The following is a 15,469-nucleotide window of genomic DNA, read 5'->3' as shown; positions in this document are numbered from 1 at the left end:
TTATGGGTGCGATATAAATATCAAAATTTCGTAAAGAAATCTGATTTGCAGTGTGTACATAACTTCACTGACTGGCAAAGGAAAGGCAGTGAATAAAAAAATTATCTGTGACGCGCAAAATCACCGTATTCGGGAATTCTTCCCGAAGTGGTTGCCTGGGAAATATGCGAAATCACTTTTTTATACTCTTCAGCAAACCGTGTAACAGTATGATTGGTCCTTGCGAATGTCCAGGCATCACGGGCCATACGCTGCAGTTCATCGGGAGAAAGGTCGGAAATATGACGCACAGTCTGCTGTATTTCCTCAACAGAGGAAGTCTGAAGGGTTCTCCCGAATGCCAGATCGATATCAGATCCGGATTCAATGCTGAGAACAGGGATTATCCCTGTCTGCATGCATGTCAGTACGTTGCCCGCCCCGCATTCCGCACAGGAAGGGTAGACGGTTCCAACACATCGGTTCATGATATCGATGAACTGAGGGCTGCGTATATCAACCCATCCGATCGAATGAATATTGGGCATCTGGAAGAGTTCTTTCTGGTATGCAGAGGTGAAAGCTGGCTCACTGTCCAGCGGGCCGCAGACATATAAATGGAAGTCCGGCATTCCGGCAAAAGCATCCAGTGCAAGATCGAGTCCCTTGTGAACAAATCCGTGACTTCCAAACCAGACATAATTTTTTTTGCAGAGTTCAAAACTCTTTTCTTCCGGCCACGGATACACCGCGCAGGTTGAATGCGGAATCACAAATATCGGTTTTTTTGCATATGCATAAGTGCCGGCAGTAAAGTGATTGCCGACGATCGTGCCATAATCTGCGTATTCAATTGCCAAATTCTGTTCGATAATTCTGTTGCTATCCGGTATGGATATCCCCTTGCGTTGCTGTACCTCAAGGGACCTTCGGAATGTAGCATAATTATTGAATACCCAGTGTGCGGTGTCCAGATGCACAATCTTGATACAACCCCTGTTCAGTAATGTGGCGATTCTCTGGAAGTTTGTCCTCGCACCGACGAAGAACGCATAGTTTTTTTGGGGAATAAATGTGGTATTCCTGTAATGGATGACGTCCACGTCATATCCAAGATCCAGGAATATCTGGGCTATCTGTACCGAATCAACGGGATTGGTATGGGCCTGCGAAACATGACCACCTTCTTCGGTCATGAAGGGTTCGATAATAAAGGAAAGAAGCATATTCCCTCTGAACTCTTTTCCAGTCTTAAGGCTTACGCATGCATCACTAAACTTGAGGGGGTCAAATCTGCTCGGCAGATGCGGTCTGTATCGGGACACCTCTATGCCAAGACTTCTGAATGCCTTCTTAATAATTTTTTTCATCGTTATCAGGTTATATTCAGAATATCCTTCAGATTATCCGTTACATAGGCAATCTGGGACTTCTTCAGATTATTATGAAAAGGCAGAGCTATTGTCCTTGCCGATATCCGTTCTGTAATACAGTAGTCGCCTTCTGTGTAGCCGAAAGTTTCCCGATAAAACGGCTGGAGATGGATAGGAGGGAAATAGTTGCTGCATCCTATCCCCCTATCAGTCAGCTTTGCAAGAATATCGTCTCTTGTCTCCTTTTCGTACTCATCGGGAAGGCATATTACATATACAAACCAGCTTCTTTTTGAGCGGTTCTGCGTTTCGGGAGTTTTTACGAACCCGTTGAGCAAGGCATTATACATGAAAGCAATTTTTTCGCGTTTTTGAAGTATCTCTTCTATTCTCTCCAGCTGTGAAATTCCAAGTGCGCAATTGATGTCACTGATTCTGTAATTATATCCCAAGCGCCTGTGGGCGAGCCAGCCACCGTAGTGGTCTCTGCCCTGATTCCTGAGGCTTTTGCAGAGATTCGCCACATTTTCATTATTTGTCGTGATAATGCCGCCTTCCCCGGTGGTAATCTGCTTGTTCGGATAGAATGCAAACACCCCGACGTCGCCTATGCTTCCTGTCCTTTTGCCATGATACTCCGCACCGACTGCCTCACAGGCATCCTCGATGACTGAGAGCTTGTATTCCCGTGCAAGTTCCATGATCTGATGCATCTCACAGGGATTGCCGAAGACATGTACGGGAAGTACCGCCTTCACCGTTCTTCCTGATTTTCTGTGCACGGGCCTGCCCGATTTCCTGTCACGTCTGCATTCCTTTTTCAGAAACTGCTGAATCAGGTCTGAATCAATGTTGAACGTGTCCTCGTTGATATCGATGAAGACCGGCAATGCGTTTTCGTATAAAATGCAGTTCGCAGACGCGATAAAACTGAAAGGGGTGGTAATGACTGCGTCATTCCTGTCAATCTCCAGGCTCTTGATTGCCAGATGCAGGCCCGCCGTCCCGCTGTTTACTGCGACGGCGTACCGTGAACCGGTATACGCTGCAAATTTCTTCTCAAACTCCTCCAGTCGGGGACCGAAGCTCAGATACGGTGTCCTGAGCACCGCAAGGACGGTTCGTATTTCCTTGCCGGTAATGTCAGGACGTGCAAGAGGAACAGTAAATGCATTTTTTTTCGATTTAGCCATTATTATCCCTTCCTTGAATGGAATGCCCGGATTTTTTTATTTTCTGAAAAATGTGTTCTTAAGGAACTGTGATGATGGTTTGCCGGGACAGGAACACCATCTGGATATTCAGCCTCTGCCCGTCAGGAATTCTACGAGAGAAGCGCCTGAAAATCGCTTCCGCCTGGCCTGTTTTTCAGGAGCAGGAACTCTTATAAAGTTCATGGGAACGGTCCGGCCGGAACCCATGGCATTTTCCGCAGCAGCCGGCTTTGAGAGAAAAGTTTCCTCTTTAAACCACTGCCAGTCATCGTACCAGGTCCAGCATTTGTGCTTCTGGTAAAGACGCTGTATCCGGGCAGCCAGTTCTTTATTCGTCTGCAGTGTGATGTATGACAAATTTATGGCGTCCATCTGACTCGCCATCAGTCCGCATGATTTGTTACTGACATAGTTGGGGAACCACATGGTATAATGCCCTGACTTCTGTATATCGGTAACGGCCCTGTGTATCTGCACATGCTCATCACTCCCGTACTCTCCCCAGGGATTATGAGTAAACACGTTCTGATATCCTTCCAGTTCCGGTGTCAGCATTTTTATGAGACTCAAGTAATTTTCTCTGTACAGACGGTCAGGATATTTTTTATCGGCTATTTCGAGACCGTACTCGGTTGTTACAGGATTATCCCAGTCGACTCCGTAAAAGGTTTCTGACTCGTCGAGTCCGAGGCAATGAACATTTCTCAGGGGATACTCGTTGAGCGCTGATTGCCGTTCGATACGGCAATCCGGATCTGATCTTACACCCATGAAACAGATGATTACCTTGTCTACTTTCTCCAGCACAGAGCTGAACCAAAGCACTTCGTCGTCAGGATGTGCGCATATCAGAACTGATTGAATCAACATATCATTCATGAGTCTGTAAGCCAATATGGGGACTATCTAATCATTATTTGCCTGCGGGGTTCGGGCAACACACCGGAAGATGTGCTCATCCCTTATCCTTTAAGACGCCCAGCAGGTTTCTTATCCTCGTTCTTATTTTCAACTGTCTCCGGAGATTTTTCATGTATCCGATATTGCTGATCATAACGTTCCTGTTCAACCCTTCATGTCCGCCAAAGGAGTATTTGTATGTCTTATTGTGCACACCAAGATCGAATACCCGTAAGCCTTGTTCGATTGCATATCTGATACTCAGCAAACACATTACAGAACCCGGAGAAAATTTGTGATACGAGCCATTGAAAACATTCAATGAGGCAACCTTGTATTTTTTTTGTCTGTCGATAAAGCTTATGCTTCCCGCGATTGGAACGTTACCATCCCATAATATTCTTGACACCAGCAGATCATTTTTGAAGCAATACATGAATAGGGAACGAAACATATTTAAAGTTTCCTCGGATTGCTCTCCCCACTGTGCCTGCCAAAGTCCCAGCAGTGTCTCAATGCCTGAATGGATACTGTCACCGTCAAGATGGGAGATGTGAAATTCTTTCAGGTTTTCGATCAACCGGGTCCTGCGCTTTAACTCCTGACGGGTCTTTGACCCGAGCATTTTTTCCACGTAGTGTTCGACTGTTTCAGGCAGCGGAATGTATACCCATGGGGTTTTGTCGTATTCCCTGATCTGAAACTTCATCCGGCCAAAGCATTTCAGAAAAAAATCTAATCGGGGATCAGTGACTTCCTTCAAATGAAAAATATGCCAGTTCAAAGTATTCTTGATAAATGTGGCTAAGGCAGGTAACGCTTTTTCAGCATGCTCAGGTAAACAGATAAACCCTGTATGATATGAAAACGGATTGCCACCCATGTAAAGAATCACCTGTGGTCTGCCATTTATTTCTGCATGGTGCATTCCGACGATCATAAAAGCCACATAAGGCGATCCGGGCATCGTCTGAGCTGCCAATACTATCCATTTATAAGGGGTTGCTGCTATCCAGCCACGCAGCCAGGCCCAGGACAGAAAGACGGTGGTATTTGGGTCGGCTGAATACACGGCGTGCCAGTTTTCTCTAAGGTCTTCGAAGCGTTGGATATCATCACTGATAATATGTATCTTCATATGAGAGCATCAGGCCTGTGCATGTTCGGTGAGAAATCTTTCACGTATCCTTTTCGCAGGCTGTCCGGCAATATAGGAATTCTCGGGAAACGAGTGCATTACGAGCGAGTTGCTTACTACAAAGGAGTCTCTTCCGAGCCTGACCCCGGGCATTACGATGCCATGCAAGCCTATCCATACGTTCTGCTCGAGAACGACCGGGGCTATAAGAAAAGGCGCCTGCTCATATGGCATAATCGAAATCCTTTTCGTCCTGTTATCCGGATCATAAGCGAGATTGGTGATCGAATAGATTTTCGACCCCGCACTCAGAGTGCAGTTGTCCGAAATCATAATACCTCCCTCAGCAATCAGCATGCTGAAGGAGACGATGTGAATATTGTTTCCAAGGATTAATTCCCCTGCCGGGATGTCACTATCATTCTGAGAGATGATTTTCTTGCATGTTGTGAGCTTCAATTTTCCTGCTTCTATGATACAATACCGGTCAATATGTACATTATCTCCTACGGTAACATGCTCTGCACCCTCTATAATGACACCTTTCCCGATCCTCAGATTTTTTCCGCATTTCCTAAACTTCTTCCGGTAATACCATGCCCTCCATTTTGCCCCGGTATTCCCCGGCAAAAAAGTGAGAAACATGATCAACATATTTCTTAACGTAAGGAGTACAGATATCTTGTGAGGGTTTATTGTCAAATCGTACTTCCCGTCATCTGAGATGTCTGATTATGGATGGCTATTTCCCATTGGGACTGAATTTCGTGCTCCACGGAAGGAGGGGTCTGATGATTCCGGGAAGGTTTCTTGTATAGTCGCCCCGGGCAGAATTTCCCTCAAGGGTGTCGATTACCTGGAACGCAACCGCATACGGCTGGTCGCAATGGACCGTAAACGGCTGTTCGGTTGCGATGCCCCCTCCGACAAAAAACGTGCCCTCGGCCATCAGATTCCCGGGGATCCAGACGGTGCTTATGAACTTCCCTTTGGGACGCGGAATATTTCTCCATTCAGTGTCCTGATCTATTGTGACGAAGACGATCTGCCCGTCTTCGTTTAAAACCCCGAAGTTCGGGATGAGGGGATATCCTTCCCTGAGAACTTCGAATTCAATTTCAAGACCGATTTTCTTCCTGATATCGATCGCATCGGTCCCAACACCGTCCTCTGCAACAACACGGATCGCATGCATCCGGACGATATCGTTTCCAGGCGTAGTCGAAGGATCGTTCCACTCCCTGACGCCGGTCAATCCGTATTGCGACCGCAGGTATCCGGAAACGACCTGCTTTGTAGGGCCATCCTGGATTATACGGCCTTCTTCAAGGAGTATAGTGCGCTTGCAGAGACGGGTGACGGCGGGCATATTGTGAGAGACGAAGAGGACTGTCCTTCCCTCCCTGCCAATATCTTCCATCTTGCTGATGCACCTTTTCTGGAAACGTGCATCACCCACTGCAAGGACTTCGTCCACAAAGACGATTTCTGTTTCGAGGTGGGCTGCTACCGCAAAGGCAAGCCGCAGGTACATCCCGCTCGAATAATGCTTCACCGGGGTGTCAATGAATTTTTCGATTTCCGCAAAACCGACTATTTCATCAAACTTGTCTGCGATTTCAGTCCGCTTCATACCGAGTATTGTCCCGTTCAGATAGACATTCTCCCGCCCCGTCAGTTCGGGATGAAAACCTGTTCCCACCTCAAGGAGTGAACCGACTCTTCCACGGATCTCCGCGGATCCCTCAGTAGGCTCCGTGATGCGGGAAAGGATTTTCAGCAGGGTGCTCTTGCCTGCTCCGTTCCGTCCGATCAGTCCGACGACTTCACCCTTGCTGATTTCCATTGATATATCCTTCAAGGCCCAGATGGTCTCATTTAATTCAGAGGCTGCTGATGCCTGTCCCCGCATGAGTCTTACTGCACGGCGGAATGGTGCTAACAGGGAGTCTGCAATGGTATCCCGGAGAGTCCTGTACCCGGACTGTTGCTTCCCGATCCGGAATTGCTTACTGATCCGGTCCAGACGGATAGTGATATCTTTGTTTGAGGTATTCATGCGACATCCGCAAAAGATTTTTCCATACGGCGAAAATAGAATGCGCCGCTGACGAGAAGCAGGAAGGTTACCAACGATGACACAATAATTATGGAACCCGGCGCGGTAGTTGTTCCCAGCAGGGCCCATCTGAAGCCTTCGACCACTCCGACCATCGGATTAATGCCGTAAACAGTCCGCCAGGGCTCAGGCAGAAGACTGCTGGGGTAGACTATCGGGGTTGCGAACATCCAGAACTGGATAATGAACGGTACGATATAGCGCACGTCCCTGAACTGGACATTCATCGCCGACAGCCAGAGAGAGACACTCAGGGAAGCGCATAGTGCCAGCAGAAGCAGACAGGGCAACCAGACGATATTTATGGTGGGCGTAAGATTATAGTAGAACATCATCGCAATCAGCACCGTGAACGAAAGGAGGAAATCAAAGACACCCGATAATACGGATGCAATAGGGATACAGAGTCTCGGGAAATAGACTTTCTTGATCAGGTTCGCATTGCTGACGAGACTGTTGGAAGCTTTGTTCAGACCATTAGTGAAGAAAGTCCAGGGTACGAGGGCAGCATAGCTGAATATGGGATAAGGGATCCCATCGGACGGCATTTTCGCCAATTTGCCGAAGAAAAGGCTGAATACTACCATGGTAAAAAAAGGTTGTATGATTGCCCAACCAGCTCCAAGCACCGTCTGTTTATAACGCACCTTTACATCCCGCCAGATAAGGAAGTACAGCAGTTCTTTGTAATCCCACAGCTCGTTCAGTTTCAGTGCAACCCAGCCGGGTGAAGGCCTGAGGAGTATTACCGGTGATTCTGACACACTATAATTTTTTTTCATCAGATAATATTTCACTCCGAAATGTTTGTTTTGACATCAATATGGGTTCTCCTGTACCATTCAACCGTATGAGCCAAACCTGTTTGCAGTGAGACTACCGGCTTCCATGCTATCTTGTCGTAAGTATCACGGATATTTGCAGCGCGAATTTGTTCCATCGGACGATCGTTCAGGGCTCCGAATAGCGGCTCAATCTGCGGGCTGACGAGATGTCTGATGTATTCAACAACGGTCCGAACTGGTGCCAGGCTTCCCGAACCCAAATCGATAGTTTCCCCTTCTATTGCAGGTGCGGAAGCAATTGCAATAAGTCCCTCAACAACATCCGTCACATAGATCCAGTCGACCTTGCGTGTTCCACTGCTAAGACGCGGGACCTCGTTGCGCAGACAGGAGAGCGTAACATAGGGAACGAGCTTCTTGAGGTCACTTTGCCCGGGTCCATACACCATAAAAACACGCGCGATAACCACAGGTACTTTGTACAGCGCATGAAACATGCGTGCATAGCCGGTACATGCCCATTTTGAAGCGGCATAGGGAGAGGAGGGAAACCTCTCGTCGCAATCCATCGGTTCCTCCATGGAACCGGTGAGGATAACACGGATATATCGAGACGGTGCCGCAGCCGTCAGGAGGTTTATCGTGGTCACCAGGTTATTCCTGAATGTTGGCATTACCATGCTCAAATCACGTGAGCCGAATACATGGCTCGCAAGATGATAAATTATATCCGGCCGCACGGTATTCACAAGACTATGAACGAATTCGTATTCGGTGAGATCACCTTGTTGCCACTGAATACCATCATTCCTGTGGAGGATTTTTTTGCGGGTAACACTATATACTTCGGCACCGCTCTCGAGGAGAATTTTGCATAAATGCGAACCTATAAAACCACTTCCTCCGGTAACCAGAATCTTTTTCCCGGATACTCCTTTGCGAGTTTTTGACTGACCGGCAGGGAGACTCATGTCATTGAACCTCTTTCAGCAGAGAATGCGATAGAAGGATATCGACAACCTGTCGCAGATGTGAGAATCGGATGCCGGATCTTTCAGCGATATCAATTAGTGAATTGTACCCGTCTGACAGATTGAGTATCCAAAGCATAGCAATTTCCATGCTTTTCTTGTCATTTTCTCCGCCTATGGCCTGATATAATCCCCTTTTGCCAAGTTGTGGCTCACATTTGGGATTTTTGTTGAGAAATTTCCTGTTGTTTTCAAGAATATTCAGAATGGACAGAAGCAGTGCAAATGAGCCGGCAAGAGATGCAGGACGCACAAAATCGAGATTGTCAGCTGATGTATGATATTCAGGGTATCTGCTATACGGAGTTCTCATGAGACAGCCGACCGGAAGGTTGAATCCGGGGGAGCAATACTGGCGTTCATCATAGCCGTACGGAACAAAGTTGAGTATCCCGAAATCTTCTCCCGAGTCCCTCAATGTGCACAGAACGGCCCTGTCAATTTCTGCGTTGCCCAGACGGCTTTTTTTGTAGGTAAATTTCCCGGGGTCTCCCAGGCATGCTGCAACGAGGCCATGTTTTATATTTGCAATCCTGTGTTCATTGAGAGAAAGCCATGCTATCGAGCCGATGGTTCCGGGGATAAAGAGAAATCTGTAGGAGTATCTTGACTGTTTCCGGGTCAGGTATTCTGCAAGAAATGAAGTGACGGCAATTCCCGAAAGATTATCATTGCAAAGGGAAGGGTGGCAGATATGGCACGATATGAGAATTTCGTCTGCTTCCTGACCCTTAATGAAATATTCGCCATAGGTTAAATGGCCATTGTCGAGAGATGTATCGATGAATACCTCATACTCCGGGTCATTAAGATTCAGATACTGATTATGGCTTATGCAGAACCCCCAATTATTCTTGTAGTAAGAAGTCCGGTAGGGAATCCAGTCAGGATAATCAGGCAGCGTGAACAGGTGTTCCCTGAGTTCCTGCAAAGACACTTTTTTCTTTAAAGGGATGCTGTAATTGAGGATATGAAGATTTGTTGCCTTAAAATCGATGATTTTGTCACCCTTCGAATTTTTCACGTATGCATCTTCTATGTTCCATTCTTTCGGTACTGTCCAGTCGTATACCGGTGTGCCGGTGGGAACCTGATGAATTTCCAGCGGAATATATCTCCCCAGAATATCCAGTGTCTTTCGCACCCCTTTTCCTGTTATGCTTCGGCAGATGGGATATAATTCCGTTATGAGTGCATGCATTTCTCTCCCGGTCTTTTCAAAATTCATATCTGTTTTGCGACCTGTGAAACTCATATCGTTTTAACCGTGAAGATATAATGCTTGGTACAATTGTATGTCATCACGGCCTTTCCTGAGTCTTTCCTGTGGATCAGAATCATACGGGTTGTGCACGTTCGATATGATTATCCAAAAAATCCGGATATTGCATATCTTTCTCAGACATTGCCGCAATAGCAATCGGCCATTTGATATTGAAAGCAGGGTCGTTCCATCTAATGCCCCGTGCATAGTCGGGCATATAGAATTCGGACATCTGATAGCAAACCTCAGCATTATCTGAGAGCGTTAAAAAACCGTGCGCAAAACCTTCCGGAACATATAATAGCTTATGGGTTGATAAGTTGATGGGTGAATGAGAAGTCTCGATAGTCAATGGAGGGTGGTGAGCTGTCAGCTCGACTGATAACCATTGGCGGTATGTGGGAGAATCCGGACGGATGTCTATGATCACATCATAAATTGCTCCCCTTATGCAGCTGATCAGCTTTGCCTCCTGATATGGAGCAGCCTGATAATGCATGCCCCGCAGCGTGCCCTTTTTCTTATTGTATGAGATATTGCACTGCACAATATTGGGATTGAGTCTGCGGGCTTCAAATTCCCTGCGGCAGAAGGTTCGCGCGAAAAAACCGCGATTGTCCTGCAGCTTTTCAAGTTCGATGATATAGGCACCTTTAAGTTTGGTTTCGGTAAATATCATCAGTAATGTGTGTATGGGGAAATAAGTTTAAGAGTAGATTGGGAGATGGTTTTGAAGTGTATGCAGATTCCCTCCTGCATCCATTTATTCATACACTGTAACCTCAGGGATAAACACTACGAATTTCCCCCCCCATTCCCGGATATATGACATCTGTTCCATGATCTCATCCTTAAGATTCCATGGAAGTATCAAAAGGTAGTCGGGTGTCGTGTCACGAATTCTGTCTGGGTGATGAATGGGAATATGTGTTCCGGGGAGGTACAGTCCCTGTTTGTAAGGGCTCCGGTCGACAGTATAATCAACAAAATCCGTTCTGATACCGCAGTAGTTGAGCAGGGTGTTTCCCTTGGCTGGTGCGCCGTATCCCGCGACAGATTTTCCTTCCTGTTTGGCTGATATTAAGAAACTCAGTATTTTTCGTTTCGCTTCCAGTACCCTCTCTGAAAAGGAATGATAGTGACTGAGATTTCTGAATCCGGCAGATATTTCCCTTTCCTTCAGGGCAATCACCTGATTGCTCACTGGTCTGGATATGTCTTCTGTATGGCGGCAATAAATACGGAGGGAACCTCCGTGTGTGACAAGTTCATCAACATCGAAAAGAGTCAGTCCGTATTTTGCAAAAATGGTTTCGACGGTGAGAAAAGAAAAATATGAGAAGTGTTCATGATAAATTGTATCGAACTGGTTGCCTTCCATTAAACGCATGAGATGAGGAAACTCAAGGGTGAGAATGCCCTGTGGTTTTAACACTATTTTCAGTCCCTTTACAAAGTCGTTGATATCCGGGACATGAGCGAGTACATTGTTTCCTATGAGCAGATCTGCAAGAATGTTGTCACTCGCCATCTCCTCAGCAGTCTGAACCCCAAAAAACTTGACCAGTGTAGGAATGCCTGCAGCCTGTGCGGCCATTGCCACGTTTTTTGCAGGTTCTACCCCGAGTACAGGGAACCCCAAATTTTTAAAGTATTGGAGGAGATACCCGTCATTGCTTGCTATCTCAATAATCTGGTGATCTGAGTGAAATCCGAAACGTTTGACCATTCTATCTGTATAGTTTTTGGCATGCATAAGCCACGTGTCGGAGTAGGATGAAAAGTATGCATAATCGCTGAAAATATTCGCTGATGATTGAAATTCCGGTAACTGGACCAGATAGCATTTCTCACATACATGAGTATGAAGCGGGTAAAAAGGCTCCATCCTGTGAAGTTGTTCTTCCTTCAAATATGCATTTGCCAGCGGAGACATGCCAAGATCAACAAAGGAAGACGTCAGGGCATTGCTGCAAAACCTGCAGATATGCTGAGTGTTATTATGCTGCTGAAGCATGATTGTATGTGCCTGAATATTATTCAATTTGATCAAGTTCGTAGCGGGTAATCTGGTTTTTGAGTAGCTGTAAGACATCTTCTTCACGATGATATTTGCGATAGAATTCCATAGTCCATTCCAAAGCTTTTTGCACGTTCAGTTTGGGCGACCATCCAAGAATATTCCTCGCTTTGGAGCAGTCAAGCCTCAGGCAGTGGGCTTCGTGTGGATTTCGGGAAGAATCGAATTCCCATCTGGCTCCATCTCCCCAGAGATGACTCAAGAACTCGGTAATTTTCAATACGCTTATCATATCATTCTCATCAGGACCAAAATTCCAAGCCTGGGAAAATTTCCTGCCTTCTGTCCATAATTTTTCTGCAAGAAGCAAATATCCGGACAGCGGATCTAACACATGCTGCCATGGTCGTATCGCATTTGGGTTGCGAATTACAACAGACCTTTTTTCTATGAACGCATTCATGATATCGGGAATAAGCCTGTCTTTAGACCAGTCTCCGCCACCGATGACGTTTCCTGCCCTGGTGCTTGCCACCGCAAGGCTGCGAGACGTATCATCTGAGGAAAAAAATGAATTGCGGTACGCTGACACTATCAGTTCAGCACATCCCTTGCTGCTTGAATAAGGGTCATGTCCTCCCATGGGATCGTTTTCGCGATACCCCCAGACCCATTCCTTGTTTTCATAGCACTTGTCACTCGTAATGATAACGGCAGCGCGAACACTGTCTGTGTGGCGTATCGCTTCAAGTACATTCAGGGTTCCCATAACATTGGTGGAATATGTTTCAACGGGATAGCTGTAAGAGTGACGGACCAGCGCTTGTGCAGCCATATGATAAATAATTTCAGGACGATGTTCAGCCACAACAGACTGCAAAAAATCCAGATTCCGGATATCACCGATAATCGATATCATTCCGTCCGCTATTTGCGCTGCATCAAACAGATTCGGGACGGTATGTGGCGGTAAAGCATACCCTGTAACAAGTGCTCCTTTGGACTGCAGCCATAAAGACAGCCAGCTTCCCTTGAATCCCGTATGTCCTGTAATCAGGACTTTCTTTCCCTTCCAGAAAATCTTATTCATAGCAAAGGCTGGTCCGATCTTTGATAAGTGAATTTATTGTTCCCGATTGCTGTGAGTCTTTCCGGCTGAACAAGACAGGTCAGAACAAGCCGTAACCACGGCAGAGAAAATCTTGAAGCTTTTCAGAAACGGTTGCATTGTTCCAGATTACCATATCTTCCAGGGTGACTTGCCGGAATTCCACAGTTCTTCCAAATAGTTTTTTTCCTTTAATGTGTCCATGCATGACCAGAAACCATAATGCCGGAACCCCATTAATTGACCATCCTTGGCCAGGGTTTCAACAGGGTCTCGTTCCCAAATAGTGCTATCATTATCGATATAGTCAAAAACTTGAGCATTGAGAACAAAATAGCCACCGCTGATCCATCCCTCTCCGGATTCGGGTTTTTCATAGAATTCTGCAATCCTGTCCCCATCAAATCCGATCCGACCAAATCGGGCTGGTGTACGCACTGTGGTAACGGTAGCCAGTTTGCCATGGGATCTGTGGAACGAGAGAAGATCGTTCAAGTCTATGTCTGCAACACCGTCTCCATAGGTGAACATGAATATATCTTCATTTTCGAGCCATTTGCCGAGGCGTTTAAGGCGTCCGCCTGTCTGCGTATACAATCCGGTATCTATTATATGAACTTTCCAGTTTGGCTGATTATTACCATTATGTACAGTAGTCTTGCCATTTGAAAGGTCTATGGTAATGTCATTGTTGATTGAATAAAAATTGAGAAAATATTCCTTGATAATTTCAGCTTTGTATCCCACTGCTATCAAGAATTCATTTACTCCGTGAAAAGAGTAAATATTCATAATATGCCAAAGTATCGGTTTTCCGCCAATTTCTATCATCGGTTTGGGACGTGATACCGTTTCTTCAGAAAAGCGGGTGCCGAATCCACCTGCAAGAATAACCGCCTTCATAAAAACCTCCTCAGATATGATGAGACAATAGATACATGTCCGTTTGCAGATATATGTCTATAAGAAAACCTGGAATGAGGTATTGTGATATTGTATCCAATGACTACAGTATACATTATGATTATGTTTCCTTCGGATACATCGTAGGAGTAAAATTAAAGAGGAGAGCAAAATACCTCCTCTTCGCATTGCCAAAAGATATTTATAGTGAATATATGGCTGATATTGCAAATATCATGTAGCACATTACTAAACGGTGATATCTTTGAGACGCTTGTAGAACGCTTTTCTCGATATTCCGAGAATCTTCGCAGCTTTGGACTTGTTTCCGTTGCATTCCCGTATTGCATCCTGTATTGCCTGTGTCTCCAGTTCCCGAAGGGTTTTCACATAATTGTTTCCTGCTTTATGCGGATTTTCAGAGAAAATTTCCTCCGGCAAATCCCTTATTGTAATGTTGTTGCCTTTTGCAAGGACTATTAGCATCTCGATGATATTCCTCAGTTGTCTGACATTGCCAGGCCATGAATAGTTCTGCAAAACTTGTATTGCCTGATCAGATACCGTGATTTTTTTATTCTCCCTGGCACAGAAATCCTTGGTAAATTCGGAGATAAACAAAGGTATGTCTTCCTTTCTCTCCCGCAGCGGTGGCAATTGAATCTCCACAATGTTAATCCGGTAAAGCAGGTCTTCCCTGAATCTTCCTTCTCGCACTTCTTTCGTGAAATCACGATTTGTTGATGATATGAGCTTGAAATCTACCTTGATCTTTTTGTTGCTCCCGATTCTTTCAATTTCTCGCTCCTGCAGCACTCTCAGGAATTTCGTCTGCAATGAAAGCTCAAGTTCACCTATTTCGTCAAGGAAAAGGGTGCCGCCAGAAGCCTCTTCAAGCTTTCCTATTCTTCTTGAAACCGCACCGGTAAAGGCTCCCTTTTCGTAACCGAAAAGCTCGGACTCAAGCAGTTCCTTTGGGATGGCTGCACAGTTTATTGTGATAAAGGGCATATGTTTTTTGCAGCTCTGATAGTGCAGAGCTTTGGCAACCATCTCTTTGCCGGTACCTGTTTCTCCCTTAATGAGAACGCTGCTTGGAGAATCTTTTACTGATTCAATAGTGTCCAGTATCCTGCATATCTCGTGATTGTTTCCGATGATCCGGTGATGATTGTCCCTGAATGCAAGTTTTTTCCTGAGTATTTGAATCTCTCTCTTGAGAAATCGCTGTTCCACTGCCCTTGCGATGATACCTTTCAGTTTCATGTAATCGGGTGGCTTGATAAAATAATAGAATGCTCCCTGAGCGATGGCGGAAACAGCGGACTCAACGGTTCCATACGCTGTAAGAAAAATTACCGGGATGTCAGCAAAATTATTGCTCACGTATTTGAACAGGTCAATGCCGTCTCTATCCTTCATTCTGAGGTCAGTTACCACTGCATCCAGATCTTCATGATGCAGCAAGTCAATGGCATTTTCGACATTTATGGAATCAAAAACCCTGTAACCTTCCTCGGAGAGAATGGCAGAAAGCACCCTTAGCGCATTGGGTTCGTCGTCGACTATCAGGATATTGCCTTTATTGTTCATTGTCCGATTTGCGGAAAATAAGATGCCGTTTCATGTCAGGCA

At 45.7% G+C, this 15,469-nt stretch carries 15 protein-coding genes; 1 reads left to right on the top strand and 14 read right to left on the bottom strand.

What is annotated here, in order from left to right; genetic code table 11:
* Positions 1 to 101 precede the first annotated feature (101 nt).
* The 13 genes from AB1552_07710 to rfbF form a co-directional block, all read right to left on the bottom strand.
* Positions 102 to 1,349 (bottom strand): glycosyltransferase, encoded by a 1,248-nt coding sequence (locus tag AB1552_07710; GenBank protein ID MEW6053657.1) that lies wholly within the window; start codon positions 1,347 to 1,349, stop codon positions 102 to 104.
* A 5-nt stretch (positions 1,350 to 1,354) separates the two neighbouring features.
* Positions 1,355 to 2,545, bottom strand: coding sequence for a DegT/DnrJ/EryC1/StrS family aminotransferase (locus AB1552_07705; GenBank protein MEW6053656.1), 1,191 nt, complete (start codon positions 2,543 to 2,545; stop codon positions 1,355 to 1,357).
* A gap of 108 nt (positions 2,546 to 2,653) precedes the next feature.
* Positions 2,654 to 3,436, bottom strand: coding sequence for a hypothetical protein (locus AB1552_07700; GenBank protein MEW6053655.1), 783 nt, complete (start codon positions 3,434 to 3,436; stop codon positions 2,654 to 2,656).
* An 85-nt stretch (positions 3,437 to 3,521) separates the two neighbouring features.
* Positions 3,522 to 4,604, bottom strand: a complete 1,083-nt coding sequence (locus AB1552_07695; protein MEW6053654.1) for a GNAT family N-acetyltransferase — start codon at positions 4,602 to 4,604, stop codon at positions 3,522 to 3,524.
* Between the two features lie 9 nt (positions 4,605 to 4,613).
* A complete protein-coding gene (locus AB1552_07690; GenBank protein ID MEW6053653.1) occupies positions 4,614 to 5,249 on the bottom strand; it encodes a DapH/DapD/GlmU-related protein in 636 nt (211 codons plus the stop codon).
* 97 nt (positions 5,250 to 5,346) lie between these two features.
* Positions 5,347 to 6,663 carry an ABC transporter ATP-binding protein gene (locus AB1552_07685; protein MEW6053652.1) on the bottom strand — a complete coding sequence of 439 codons (1,317 nt, stop codon included), beginning with the start codon at positions 6,661 to 6,663 and terminating at the stop codon, positions 5,347 to 5,349.
* On the bottom strand, positions 6,660 to 7,505 hold the full coding sequence (locus tag AB1552_07680) for an ABC transporter permease (protein MEW6053651.1): 846 nt from the start codon (positions 7,503 to 7,505) through the stop codon (positions 6,660 to 6,662). The genes AB1552_07685 and AB1552_07680 overlap by 4 nt, the downstream gene beginning before the upstream one ends.
* Before the next feature lie 11 nt (positions 7,506 to 7,516).
* Positions 7,517 to 8,479 carry an NAD(P)-dependent oxidoreductase gene (locus AB1552_07675; GenBank protein ID MEW6053650.1) on the bottom strand — a complete coding sequence of 321 codons (963 nt, stop codon included), beginning with the start codon at positions 8,477 to 8,479 and terminating at the stop codon, positions 7,517 to 7,519.
* Position 8,480: 1 nt separating this feature from the next.
* Complete coding sequence (locus AB1552_07670; GenBank protein MEW6053649.1) at positions 8,481 to 9,794, bottom strand: DUF4910 domain-containing protein; 1,314 nt, start codon at positions 9,792 to 9,794, stop codon at positions 8,481 to 8,483.
* A gap of 82 nt (positions 9,795 to 9,876) precedes the next feature.
* Entirely contained in the window at positions 9,877 to 10,482 is a 606-nt protein-coding gene (gene rfbC / locus AB1552_07665; protein MEW6053648.1) for a dTDP-4-dehydrorhamnose 3,5-epimerase, read from the bottom strand.
* Between the two features lie 84 nt (positions 10,483 to 10,566).
* Complete coding sequence (locus tag AB1552_07660; GenBank protein ID MEW6053647.1) at positions 10,567 to 11,820, bottom strand: class I SAM-dependent methyltransferase; 1,254 nt, start codon at positions 11,818 to 11,820, stop codon at positions 10,567 to 10,569.
* A gap of 19 nt (positions 11,821 to 11,839) precedes the next feature.
* A complete protein-coding gene (gene rfbG, locus AB1552_07655) occupies positions 11,840 to 12,913 on the bottom strand; it encodes a CDP-glucose 4,6-dehydratase (GenBank protein ID MEW6053646.1) in 1,074 nt (357 codons plus the stop codon).
* A gap of 147 nt (positions 12,914 to 13,060) precedes the next feature.
* Positions 13,061 to 13,834: a glucose-1-phosphate cytidylyltransferase gene (rfbF, locus tag AB1552_07650; GenBank protein ID MEW6053645.1), complete on the bottom strand. Its 774-nt coding sequence runs from the start codon at positions 13,832 to 13,834 to the stop codon at positions 13,061 to 13,063.
* Positions 13,835 to 13,887: 53 nt separating this feature from the next.
* Between rfbF and AB1552_07645 the strand changes: the two genes are divergently transcribed.
* Positions 13,888 to 14,076: a hypothetical protein gene (locus AB1552_07645; GenBank protein ID MEW6053644.1), complete on the top strand. Its 189-nt coding sequence runs from the start codon at positions 13,888 to 13,890 to the stop codon at positions 14,074 to 14,076.
* Between the two features lie 7 nt (positions 14,077 to 14,083).
* Here the strand turns inward: AB1552_07645 and AB1552_07640 are convergent, their stop codons facing one another.
* Positions 14,084 to 15,427, bottom strand: a complete 1,344-nt coding sequence (locus AB1552_07640) for a sigma-54 dependent transcriptional regulator (GenBank protein ID MEW6053643.1) — start codon at positions 15,425 to 15,427, stop codon at positions 14,084 to 14,086.
* Positions 15,428 to 15,469 lie beyond the last annotated feature (42 nt).

It is taken from the genome of Nitrospirota bacterium (assembly GCA_040754395.1).
In the GTDB taxonomy this organism is placed as follows: Bacteria; Nitrospirota; Thermodesulfovibrionia; order Thermodesulfovibrionales; family SM23-35; genus JBFMCL01.
This window is presented reverse-complemented; position numbering and strand designations above follow the sequence as displayed.